Annotated in this window: 10 protein-coding genes; 2 read left to right on the forward strand and 8 right to left on the reverse strand. The window is 57.7% G+C overall.

Translation table 11 applies throughout. The annotated features are described in order from the left end of the window. The first annotated feature begins 133 nt into the window (after positions 1–133). On the forward strand, positions 134–2,344 hold the full coding sequence (locus K8I01_04235) for a PAS domain S-box protein (protein MBZ0219626.1): 2,211 nt from the start codon (positions 134–136) through the stop codon (positions 2,342–2,344). Positions 2,345–2,621: 277 nt separating this feature from the next. Here the strand turns inward: K8I01_04235 and K8I01_04240 are convergent, their stop codons facing one another. Beyond that, the gene (locus K8I01_04240) at positions 2,622–3,335 is read right to left on the reverse strand and encodes a hypothetical protein (protein ID MBZ0219627.1); all 714 of its coding nucleotides are present in this window, start codon (positions 3,333–3,335) and stop codon (positions 2,622–2,624) included. A gap of 225 nt (positions 3,336–3,560) precedes the next feature. Between K8I01_04240 and K8I01_04245 the strand changes: the two genes are divergently transcribed. Next, positions 3,561–4,217: a GNAT family N-acetyltransferase gene (locus K8I01_04245; protein MBZ0219628.1), complete on the forward strand. Its 657-nt coding sequence runs from the start codon at positions 3,561–3,563 to the stop codon at positions 4,215–4,217. Here K8I01_04245 and K8I01_04250 read toward each other — a convergent pair. The 7 genes from K8I01_04250 to K8I01_04280 form a co-directional block, all read right to left on the reverse strand. Beyond that, the gene (locus tag K8I01_04250; GenBank protein MBZ0219629.1) at positions 4,165–4,908 is read right to left on the reverse strand and encodes a LuxR C-terminal-related transcriptional regulator; all 744 of its coding nucleotides are present in this window, start codon (positions 4,906–4,908) and stop codon (positions 4,165–4,167) included. The genes K8I01_04245 and K8I01_04250 overlap by 53 nt on opposite strands. Next, on the reverse strand, positions 4,901–5,494 hold the full coding sequence (locus tag K8I01_04255) for an autoinducer binding domain-containing protein (protein ID MBZ0219630.1): 594 nt from the start codon (positions 5,492–5,494) through the stop codon (positions 4,901–4,903). Before K8I01_04255 ends, K8I01_04250 begins: the two co-directional genes overlap by 8 nt. Positions 5,495–5,519: 25 nt before the next feature. After that, positions 5,520–6,086 (reverse strand): hypothetical protein, encoded by a 567-nt coding sequence (locus tag K8I01_04260; protein MBZ0219631.1) that lies wholly within the window; start codon positions 6,084–6,086, stop codon positions 5,520–5,522. A 280-nt stretch (positions 6,087–6,366) separates the two neighbouring features. Next, positions 6,367–8,163 carry a Flp pilus assembly complex ATPase component TadA gene (gene tadA / locus K8I01_04265; protein ID MBZ0219632.1) on the reverse strand — a complete coding sequence of 599 codons (1,797 nt, stop codon included), beginning with the start codon at positions 8,161–8,163 and terminating at the stop codon, positions 6,367–6,369. A 36-nt stretch (positions 8,164–8,199) separates the two neighbouring features. Further along, on the reverse strand, positions 8,200–9,303 hold the full coding sequence (locus K8I01_04270) for a DUF362 domain-containing protein (GenBank protein ID MBZ0219633.1): 1,104 nt from the start codon (positions 9,301–9,303) through the stop codon (positions 8,200–8,202). Positions 9,304–9,323: 20 nt separating this feature from the next. After that, a complete protein-coding gene (locus K8I01_04275; GenBank protein MBZ0219634.1) occupies positions 9,324–10,985 on the reverse strand; it encodes a ribonuclease J in 1,662 nt (553 codons plus the stop codon). Positions 10,986–10,996: 11 nt separating this feature from the next. Beyond that, a complete protein-coding gene (locus K8I01_04280; GenBank protein ID MBZ0219635.1) occupies positions 10,997–11,707 on the reverse strand; it encodes a 1-acyl-sn-glycerol-3-phosphate acyltransferase in 711 nt (236 codons plus the stop codon). Positions 11,708–12,088 lie beyond the last annotated feature (381 nt).

Below are 12,088 nucleotides of genomic sequence, written 5' to 3' on the forward strand. Positions count from 1 at the left end.
CGCCTTCCCTCCCGGGGGCGGATTAACATACAGGCCGCGCGTAAATCTTCCGATTACGCCGAAGAGGGATAAACAGCCGGGAAGGACCTCGACCCCCATCGGTAACCAAGGATATTTATCCAGGAAAAGGAAAATGGAAGAGAAGACCTCACGCCAGGGCAGGCCAGAGCAGAAGACGGAAGCCCGGACCTACTCGCCGATGAAGATAATATTGATTCTTGTCCTGTCGGTCTTCTTCGTCGAGATCCTGATAATGCTGCTCCTCTATTTCTACAGGGACTTTCTGGAGCCCGTCCATGCCATCTTCATAGACGCCCCGCTCCTTGTACTTATCCTCTCCCCCATCCTTTATTACTTCATATTCAGGCCGCTCATTGCGCTCGTAGAAAAGCGCGCGGAGGCCGAGAGGGCGGCTTCGAGGGAAAGGGACCGGTTCCAGAAGTACCTCGAAGTCGCAGGGGTGATGGTGGTCGTACTTGACCGGGACGGGAAGGTGCGCCTAATAAACAGGAACGCCTGCCAGGCGCTCGGGTACAGGGAGGAAGAGGTACTCGGCAGGGACTGGGTGGAGAATTTCATACCGGCAAGGCTCAGAAAAGAGGTCCGGTTCGAGTTCGACGGGCTTATCTCGGCCGGCAGGGAGGCCGAGGGGTATTTCGAGAACCCTGTAATGACGAGAAGCGGCGAGGAAAGGGACGTCCTGTGGCATAACGCCGTCCTGATGGAAGACGGGGTTGTAGCGGGCACCTTGAGCTCCGGCGAGGACATAACCGAGAGGAAAAAGACCGAGCTGGCCTTGAAGGAGAGCGAGACAAGGTACCGCCTTGTCCACAATACCGCCTTCGACGGCATTATCATAGCCGACGCGAAGGACAGGATAATAGACTGCAACGAGAGCGCGGCCCGGATATTCGGATATCCCAGGGAAGGGCTCATCGGGCAGGACGTCTCCGTGATCGTTCCAGACAAGTACAAGAAGGCCCATAAAGAGGGGCTTGAAAGGTTTCTCAAGACCGGTGAGAGCACCGTACAGGGCATGATACTCGAATACGAGGGCGTGAGGAAAAACGGCGAGATATTCCCCCTGGAGCTCGCCCTCAATAATTTCACTCTCGGCGGGGTGCTCCACTTCACGGCCATGGTCCGGGACATAACCGACCGGAAGCGCGCCGAGCGCGAAAGGGAGCTAATACAGGCGCGCCTCAGCCAGTCGCAGAAGATGGAGGCCATCGGAAGGTTCGCAGGCGGGATATCACATGACTTCAATAATATCCTCACCGCGATAAGGGGGAACGCCGAGCTGGCACTGGAGGAAATGAAAAAGACCGACCCGGCATACCCCCGCGTGGACGGAATAATCAATTCCGTGATGCTCGCCTCAAAGCTCACCCGGCAGCTCCTTCTTTTCAGCCGCGGCCAGCCCTTTGAGCTCGTGCCGCTCAACATCAACAAGCTCGTCGAGGAGCTCCTGGTGATGATAAGCCATATAATCGGGGAGGACATAACCATCTCGACCGACCTGGCCCCGGACCTCTGGACCATTGAGGCCGACGAGAGCAATATCGAGCAGGTCATAATGAACCTCGCCCTGAACGCGAAGGACGCCATGCCGGAAGGGGGCACGCTCTCGATAAAAACGGAAAACGTCGTAATCGACGAGCGCCGGGCCAAGGCCGTTCCGGATGCGCGACAAGGAGAGGCGGTCTGCCTTACCGTGGCCGATACCGGCGTGGGAATAGAAAGGGAGTTCCTCCCCAGGATATTCGAGCCGTTCTTCACGACCAAGGAGGCAGGCAAGGGGACCGGGTTCGGGCTTTCCATAGTCTACAGCATAGTAAAGCAGCACCGGGGCTGGCTATCGGTCAAGAGCGAGCCCGGCAAGGGCACCATGTTCAGGATCTATTTCCCGGCCGTCCTCAGGCGCCGCGAAAGAGAAGAGGCGCGCGAGGGGAAGCACCTGAAAGGCAGAGGTGAAAAGGTGCTGCTGGTAGAGGACGACCTGCCGGTAAGGGAGTTCACGAAGGCCGCGCTTGCGAATAACGGGTTCAGGGTCGTCGAGGCCGGGAATGCGAAAGAGGCGATTGAGGCGTTCGAGAGGGAACCGGATCTTAAGCTCCTCTTCTCGGACCTCGTCCTGAAAGACAAGAGCGGCTTCAACCTCGCCGAGGAGGTCCTTACCAGGAAGCCTGACATGGCGGTTGTGATAACGAGCGGATACGCCGAGGAGACCACCAGGCCGCTCCTTAAAGAGAAGGGCTATAGCTTCCTCCCGAAACCCTATTCGGTTTCAAGCCTCATGAGAGCGGTCTCAGAGGCGCTCGAGCGATCGAAGAGGTCGGATTGAACAAGCGTAGACTCTTATTAAGGGCACCATGCTTAAGGAAACCAAAAAATCAGAGTTTTTCCCCTTAATCAAGGAAGGCCGGGAATAAAAGCGGAGCATATATGTCAATATGTGAGCATTTTTATTCACGTCGTGACTCTTACGAAGGCTGCTCAAAAAGCTCAAGATGCAAGGAGTCGAAAAATGGGGAATGAGCGTAAATTTTTGTACGCTGCAATGACGAATTTTGAAGACGACGCAGCAGATTGGGATTTTTCAGCAGCCTTTTAAGGCGACCTCAGGGGCTTGCGGCGATGCAGTTGAACGGAAGCCCCATGGACCAGCCGTTCTCCCTGGCGCTCCAGTGCCTGTCACTGCCGATTATCAGGTGGTCAAGCACCAGTATGTCGACGGCGGCGGCGGCCCTGTCCAGGACCCTTGTAAGCTGCCTGTCCTGGCTCGACGGCGTGGGGTCGCCGCTCGGGTGGTTATGGACGAAGATGACTGACCGGGCGTTGTGCCTGAAGGCCATCTCTATTGCCTTCCTCGGATATACGACGGTCTGGTTTATCGTGCCTTCGTGCAGGACGTCTATCGAGATGATCTCTTTCCTGAACCCCATGTAGACCGCCAGGAACTTCTCTACCCTCTCGCCGGAGAGCGTAAGGCAAAGATAGTCAAGGAGGTCCGCCATGCCTGCCTCAGTATCCTGCCCGATTGTCCGCTCCTTGAGATAGGCGCCCGCCATCTCCTTGAATAGCTTAACGAGGACTATGCCGTCTTCCCCGAGAGAGCCTTCCGTCCTCAGCTCTTCCGGAGAGGCGTCGAACACTCCCCTTATGCCCCTGAACCTCTTCAAGAGCCTCTCCGAGACGGCCCGCGGGTCTTTCCGGGGCGCGGCGTACGATACTATAAGCTCCAGAAGACGCTCCCTGCAGAACTCCGCAAGCCCATGCGGGCCGAGGAGCGCGCTGAAAGCGGACTTACGGCACCTCCTGTAATCAGCGTCCATACAAACTCCTTTCAGGATGCCTGTACGCCTCAAGTACCGGGTTTTGCCCTGCCTTCCCTCACACCGGAACGGCGGCATTATACAACATTTACCCGCCCCGGTCCCACTGGACTTTGGTACAGGGGTCCCGGAATTAAACTTTTTATTTTACAACTACGCCGCGTAAAAGTGAACTGACATACCTGCCAGTTACATGGCCCTGCCACTCCCTGCTAAAAAGGGGGCATGGAACTGATATTCGAAGATAGCGGCTTCATCGTAAAACCCGTATCGGCGCCCGAGGAGGTCCAGGCGGCAATGGAGCTCCGCCACCAGGTATTCAGGGATGAGCTCCGCTGGGTTCCTGTCTCCCCTGACGGGTCTGACAGGGACGACTATGACGGCTTTGCTGAAGGCATAGGCGTCTTTACCGGAAGAGGCGAACTCATCGGCTACGTGCGTCTCATACCCGCGCCCCGGCCCTACATGATCGAGAAGGAATTCGCGTGCCTTCTGCCTGAAGGCGGTTTCAGGAAAACGCTAGAGATGGCGGAATCGACGAGGATCTGCGTAAGGAAGGACATGCGGAAGGAGATGGTCGGCGGCTTAAGCCTCGCCCATCTCCTCTACAAGGCCATATACAACTGGTGCCTCGTGAACGACAGGAGGCACCTGGTGACGATAATAGAGGAGCGGTACTACATCTATCTCAAGAGGTATTTCCCGTTCGTGCCGCTCGCGCCTTTCAAGCCCCTCGGAGAAGGCGTAATGTCCGGCATAGTGGTGCTCGACTGGCGGGAATTCGAGGAGAGGGCCGGAAGGAGGCGCCCGGAGTTCCTCGGCTGGATGTCTACTCCAGTCGTCCATGCTCCATCAGTATTGCAACAGCATGCGCTTTATTGACCGCGTCGAGCTTCCTTTCTATGTTCTGCACGTGGAACTTGACCGTCCTCTCGCTTATATTGAGGATGACCGATATCTCCCAGTTCGTCTTCCCGGCCTTGACCCACCTTATTATCTCCCTCTCTGAGAGCGTGTCCACGCGGGGGTCCCTGCTGAGGGTCTTGCATACCCGGAGGAGCGCCTGGTGGAGGTGCGGGGAGAGCACATCGAGGATCTCCTTCTGGTGCTTCTGGAACCACTTGCCTTTTCCCGAAAAAGAGAAGAGCGTCGTAGTCTTCGACTCGGGCGCGTACATCCCGCCGCTCACGCCGTGCGATATGCCGAAGTCCCTCGAGGACATGAAAAGATCGGTAAGCTTGCCGCCGAATAGCGAATACGTCTCGTCCCATATCTGGGAGCCCGGGGTCTGCAGGTTCCGGAGCACTATGGGGTCCTGGAAATAGAGCTGGTTCGAGCCGTATATCTGCAGCCATTCCATGGGGTAATTCAGGTTTACTATGTGCGGCGGCGCGAAGAGCCCCTTCTGGTCACCCTTTCCCATGCCGCAGATGCCGTAGTCGCCGGAGACCAGCCCCCTTATCCTGTCCAGCAGGCCCCGGAGGTCCTCCTCGGCCCTGCACGCCAGCGCCGAGTCGATGACGTCCAGGATGTTTGTGAGCTCTTTTTTCGAGAATTTCCGGTAGTCAACCATCCAGCCCCTCCTTTAGCTCACGCTCAGGTCCTAAAGACTCGCTTATGTCGATCGCAGGCGAAGGGCTTATCGCCCTTACCAGCGCCCCGTGCAGATGGGCGGCAAGTATGTCTCCGAGCTTCTTATGGCGGTCCTTGAAGACGTCCCTGGAATCGGAGAAGCTGAAAACCGCTATTTTGTCGATGTCCGGCACGTAGACCGAGGCGGTCACACCGTGCTTTATGCGGTAATCGCTTGCGTTCTTGAGAAGCTCCCTGGACTTCGGGTCGTTGTAGCGCTTAAAGACGTCTGACCAGAGCTGGGTGACGGCGAAATTCGAGTGGAACCGGACGACCGGGTCGTCGCCCTGGTAATTGCAGGACATGTAACGGCTTACCCATTCTTCAGGGTAGTTCCCGTTCACGAAACCGGTTATGACGGGCCTGCCGGGCTCAAGCAGGCCGCACACGGCGAATTCGGCCCCGAAGAGGTCCCTTGAGTCGAGGATCAGCTTCTTCAGGTCCTCAGGCCCGAAACATTTCTGGGAAAGCTCGATGAGCTCGAGTATCCTTACCAGCTCTCTTTTTGAGAGATTACCGTACGGCACCTGAGCCCTCCTTCAGGGCGGCCTCTTATCGGGCCGCCTCCCTTGGGACGGAATGGCATTTGAAGCAGTTCCTGGTCGGAAAGGCCACCTTGTCATGGCATACGCCGCAGAACCTGCCTTTCCAAATGCCGGTCATGGTGATGCGGCTCGCCCCGGCCTTCTCCGCGAATATGCGTGGGTGACAGGTGGAGCACTTGAGCCAGTCGTTGTGGGCCGAATGGGGGAAGAGCACATCCGGCATGAATTCCTTTTTGGACCTGATGAGGATATCCCCGTCGAACCTTTCCCTGTCTGCCGGAGCCAGCCTGGGCGGGGAGCCGTCGATAGAACCCTTCGGCGCGATGATCCCGGATGAGATGGCCTCGGCCCAGTCGACAAAATCGTATCTGTCCTTGGGAAGATGCGTAAGGGAGATTACGTCAGGGGTGGGGTCCGGTAGCCCGTACTTGTCCTTCTTTATCTCGCCCGGCTTTCTCTTCTGTTCGAGAAACGGCCTGTCTGCCGGGGCCGGCTCCATTGAAAAGGGATCTCCGCTTGCGGAGCCCGGAAAGAAGGCAAGGAAGAGCGCTATGGTCAGTGAGGATCTCAGCATCTCGCGGCAGCAGATTCGGAATCAGTAGCATTAAATACAAGGGGGTACCTCAGGGAAGGCCCCGCCTGAACGCGCCTCACGTTTGGATTGCGGAATAATATCACAAGTGGAACTTTTCCGCAAACCAAAAAGGCCTGCTCCCATAGGAAACCAGTATAACGGAGTGGACGCGGGGAGAAAGGCTCTGACCGTGGCCAGACCTTCTCAGGACTTAAAGAGGGGCGGCGAACTCGTGCGCGCACCAGGGGCACGCTACCCAGCCCTCTTCCCGCTTTTTGCCTCACGAGGGGCATAAGGCGGCCTTTTCGTCCGACTCGCATTCGAGGCATTTATCCGTCCCGGCCGGGACGGTCTTGAGGCAGGCCGGGCAGACCGCTTCCTTGCCCATGTATATGACCCTTGCGAGTTCCTCAAGCGTCGTTATGCCTGAAGCGACCTTCTTAAGCCCGTCCATGTGCATCGGAGTCATGCCTTCTTCCAGGGCGGCCGCAACGACCTCGCGCTCCGGCGCTTCAGCGGCTATGAGGTTCTTTATCGTGCTGTTTACGGATATTATCTCGAATATCCCGGTCCTCCCCGAGTAGCCGGTATCGGCGCAGAGGTTGCAGCCCGCGCCCCTGTAGAGCTTCTTCCCGGACCACTTGAGCCCAGCCTTCCGTATCTCCTGCCCGGTCGGCGTGTACTCCTCCCTGCACCCTTTGCATATCACCCTCACGAGCCTCTGGGCCACTATGCCGTTCAGGGCCGATGCCGCCATGTACGACGGCACGCCGAGATTACGGAGCCTCGTTATAGAGGAGACCGCGTCGTTCGTGTGGAGAGTCGAGAAGACCAGGTGTCCCGTAAGGGAGGCCTGGTGGGCGATCGTAGCCGTTTCCGCGTCCCTCATCTCGCCGACAAGGATCACGTCCGGGTCCTGCCGGAGGACCGACCTCAGCGTGTACGAGAAGGTCAGGCCGGTCTTGTCGTTCACGGCGACCTGGTTTACGTCCTTGAGCTCGTACTCTATGGGGTCCTCTATGGTTATAATGTTTATCTCTTCCTTTTTTATGCGGGCCAGCATGGCGTAAAGGGTCGAGGTCTTGCCCGAGCCGGTGGGGCCGGTCACGAGCACCACACCCTGGGGGCGCTCTATGATGTCGAGCACCCTTTCGAGCTCTTTCTTCCCTATACCTATGCCTTCTATGTCTATCATGGCGGCCTTGGGGTCGAGGAGCCGCATGACTATGGTCTCTCCGTACTGGGTCGGGAGAGACGAGACCCTGACGTCCATGCTCTTTTCCCCGATCCGCACCTTGAACCTGCCGTCCTGGGCCGTCCTCCTCTCGGCTATGTCCATCCTCGCCATTATCTTTATCCTCGAAACGACCGGCCCCTGCACCCATTTGGGGAGCTGCTTTGTTTCGCGCATGAGCCCGTCGACCCGTATCCGGAGCTTCACGCCCTTCTCCTGCGGCTCGATATGGATGTCGCTCGCCCTGTTGTCGAAGCCGTGTATCAGTATGGAATCGACCATCTTGATGATGGGCGGCGCGGCGGACTTCTTTACCTGCTCGGATAGGTCCCTGCTCGATTCGGATTCATGGAATATCTCGACGTACCTGTCCTTCTTGAAATCGCCCAGTATCTCATCCATCATGGGCTCGTTCAGGTGATAGTATCTCGATATCGCGGCGTTGATGTCCGAAAGCGTGGCGATGAAGGGCTGTATCTCCATGCCCGTCGAAAACCTCAGGTCGTCTATGGCATTGAGGTTCAACGGGTCAGCCATGGCGATCCTCAGGACCTTCTTGTCGTGGTAGAGCGGCACAAGGAGGTACTTCCGGGCAAGCTTTTCGCTAACGAGCTTAAGGCTCTCCGGGTCCACTGTCGTGGAAGCCATGTCCATAAAGGGAATCCCGACCTGGTATGAGAGGGTCTGGGCTATGTCAATTTCTGTCGCGTACCCCAGCTTTACAAGCAGGGCGCCGGTCCTGGTGCCCTTGTTCTCCTTGCCTGCGGCAAGGGCCTCTTCGAGCTGTTCCTCGGTTATGAGCCCTGATTCGACCAGGAGCTCGCCTATCTTCTTTACCGCCATTTCCGCTCCATCCGGCTTGCAGCCAAACTTGTAAGATCAGATTTTAACCAGGGAGTACTCTCTCGATCCCAGCCCTCTTTTCTCGGCGTATGAGAGCTGTATTTCCCAGTCTACGGAGGGGTGGACCCCCCTGAACTTGTCGCCTCCGGGCCCGTGCCCGCTACGGAGGGCACTCTCCCTGAAGCCTTCCATTCCGTTTACGATGTCCGCCGCGGCCTGGTCTATAGCCACGGGGTCGGTAGAGGCCAGTACCCCGGCATCCGGCACTATGGGGGCGTCGTTATGGCCGTAGCAGTCGCATGCCGGGCTCACCTGGGTCACGAAAGAGATATATACGCACCGGCCCTCTTTTCCCTTGACGGCGCCCTCGAAGTGCTCGACCATCTTCTCCTGGAGCCTCCCTGTTGTCTCGTCCCAGCTTACCTTTATTGTACCCTCCGGGCATACGGCGATGCAGTGGCCGCATCCTATGCAGGCCTCCTGGTCTATTACCGCGGCGGTCCCGACCATTATGGCCCCTGAGGGGCACGCGGCGGCGCAGTCGCCGCAGGCAACGCAGCCTTCGGGGTCTACGACCGGGGAGCAGTTCGAGTGCTGCGCGAGCTTCCCCTCGCGGCTTGCGCACCCCATGCCGACGTTCTTCAATGCGCCCCCGAATCCGGAAAGCTCGTGGCATTTGAAATGGGTCACCACCACAAGCCCGTCGGCGGCGACTATCTCGTTCGCGATGCTTACTTCCCTGAGGTGCTTCCCTTCTACCCTTATCGGCGTTCCGGAGGCGCCCCTTAAGCCGTCGGCTATGACTAGGGGAGCGGAGACCACGGCGAAATCGAAGCCGTTCTCGATTGCCGTCCTCAGGTGGTCGACGGAGTTGCCCCTGGTCCCTACGTAAAGGGTGTTTGTGTCGGTAAGGAAGGGGTTTGCGCCTGTTTCCCTTACGCGCTCGACGATCCTCCTTACGAAAACGGGCCTTACGTAAGAGGCGTTGCCCTTTTCCCCGAAATGGAGCTTAAGGGCGATCAGGTGCCCTTTCCTGAACCTCTCCCTTATGCCGACCTTCAGAAGGAGGGAGTCGAGCTTGTCATGGAGGTTTCTTCTGGGGGTGGTCCTAAGGTCAGCGAAGTAGACTTTCGAGCTCATCTTGAAACCCCGGGTTCTGCCTATATTTCGATTATCATGGGGAGTATAACGGGTTTCCGCTCCAGGGTCTTATTGAAGTACCTCCTGAGAGCCCTCCTCACCTCTTCCTTTATCTCAAGCTGCTCGGTCTTGACCTCGGTATTCAATGTGTTCAGCGCCTCTATTACCACTTTTCTGGCGTCCTCGATGAGCTCGGGCCTGCCCTCTTCGAGGACCAGCCCGCGGGTCACTATCTCGGGGCCGTATACCATGTCGCCGGTCGTGGCGTTTATGGCAACGAGGGCGAGCACCATCCCGTCCTGGGCCAGGTGGTTCCTGTCCTTCAATACCATCTCGCCGACGTCCCCGACCCCCTTGCCGTCCACGAACACCCTCCCGGACTCGACCTTTCCGGCCCTCACGAACCCGCCCTCGGGGGCGAACTCGACCACGTCCCCGTCCTCGGCTATTAATACGTTCTCTTCCGGTATGCCGATCCTGGCGGCGAGCCTTGAATGGAGGACCAGGTGCCTGTACTCTCCGTGCACCGGGATAAAATACTTCGGGCGCACCATGTTGAGCATTATCTTCAACTCCTCCTGGCTCGCGTGCCCGGAGACGTGCACCTCGGAGACCTTCTCGTATATGACGTCCGCGCCTCTCCTGTAGAGGTGGTTCATCATGGTGGATATGGCCTTCTCGTGGCCGGGGATAAACTTCGAGGAGAGGATGACGGTATCGCCCTTACGGACCTTTATCTGCTTGTGGTTGTCCATTGCCATGCGGGTAAGGGCGCTCATGGGCTCGCCCTGGCTCCCGGTAGTAAGGAGCACGACCTGGTCGTGGGGGATGGAGTCTATCTCCTTGAGGTCGGCCATGAGCCCTTCCGGGTACTTGAGATAGCCGAGGGCGTGGGCTATCCGCACGTTGGCGACCATGCTCTTGCCGTTGAGTATCACCCTGCGCTTGTGCCTTGCGGCAGCCTCGATGACCTGCTGGATGCGGTGTATGTTGGAGGAGAAAGCGGCGACGATTATCCTCCCCTCGCATCTCCTGAATATCTCCTCGAGGTTTTTCCCTATCTCCCGCTCGGAGAGGGAATAGCCCTCCTTTTCGACGTTCGTGGAGTCAGACATGAGAAGGAGCACCCCGGTTTCCCCGTACTCGGAGAACCGGGCGTAGTCCATGACCTCGCCGTCCACCGGGGTCTGGTCCATCTTGAAGTCCCCGGTATGGATTACGGTGCCGACCGGCGTCCTTATGGCCAGGCCGCAGCCGTCCACTATCGAATGGCTCACGCGTATGAATTCTATGTCGAATGGTCCTATGGATACCCTGTCCCTCGGGCGGACTGTCTCGAATAAGGTCGATTTGGCGAGGCCGAACTCCTCGAGCTTCTCCTCGATGAGCCCGATGGTGAGGGCGGTGCCGTAGACCGGCGCGTCGACCTGTGGGAGGATGAAAGGCAGGGCGCCAGTGTGGTCCTCATGGCCGTGGGTTATGATATAGGCCTTTACCTTTTCGCGGTTCTTTTTAAGATAGCTCACGTCCGGGATGACTATGTCGATCCCGAGCATGTAGTCCTCCGGGAACATCAGGCCGCAGTCAACGACGATGATGGAATCCCCGTACTCGATGGCCATCATGTTGAGGCCTATCTCGCCGAGCCCGCCGAGCGGGATTATCCTAAGCGGCTCTCCCATAAAATTCCTGCTCAGGGCCTTCCTGCCCCGGCTTGCAAAAGTCCCTCTATATCCTTCTTCATCCTGTTCCGGAGCTCTTTCTCGTCAAAAGGCCCGGTTTCCACTGGCCTACCTATCCTTATCCTGACACGCGAGGGCCTTATGAGAAAGCCCCCCCGCCTCATTATATCCGAAGTGCCGTCTATGGCGACAGGCACGACCGGGACATCGCTTTTCTTGGCGAGGACGAAGGCCCCGCGCTTAAAGGGGAGTAGTTTAGCAGAGCCGGACCTCGTGCCCTCGGGGAAGATCAGCACCGAAGTCCCGTTCCTTATCTTCTCCGAGGCCTCTTCCATGTTCTTCATGGCCTCCGCCGGGTTGTCCCTGTCGATGCCGACATACCCGGCAAGGCTCATGCTCCAGCCTATGACCGGTATCCTGAAAAGGCTCTTCTTGGCCACCCAGCGGAACTGCACGGGCAGGAACGCCTGGAGCGCCGGTATATCGAAGGCGCCCTGGTGGTTGGAGACGAATATCACCGGCATGCCCGCAGGGATGTTTTCCGTTCCCTTTACGTTCACTTTAACGCCCGAGAGCGCGAGCACCACCCTCGACCAGAAGGCCCCGATGGAATGGACCGCCTTGCCCCAGCCGAACGGAAGGGATAAGAGCACGAGAATGAAAAGGGCTATGGTGATGGGCAGGCCCAGGAGCCATACGGCAAGGGTCCTCAGAACGGTCATAAGCGAATTCGCGCCCCGGCCGGGGCGGAGTCTCTCCTCGGTCCTTTATCGTCATAATATATCATGCGAAACGCCCTAATAAACACAAAAAAAATCCCGGGTGGCAGCCGCCTTGCAAACAAAAACCCCTCAATGATATACTGGCTGACTGATGAACTGTCCCGAGTAAATTCTTTAAAACTTGCAGGCAGTTAAAGCCAAAGCAGTCCTGCCGGAAAAGACAGCCTGCGATAAAAACCGCCTGGATCAGGAATGCAGGAAAAAAATTACCCTATAAAGCTTATCCTCCTTGCGGCTCTCATATCCGCGATAGCCGCATTCGCGCTCTATCTCCCTTCCCTCGGCTTCGACTTCGTCAACTGGGACGACCAGCAGTATGTC

It is taken from the genome of Deltaproteobacteria bacterium, from assembly GCA_019912665.1.
Lineage (GTDB): Bacteria > Desulfobacterota > GWC2-55-46 > GWC2-55-46 > GWC2-55-46 > UBA5799.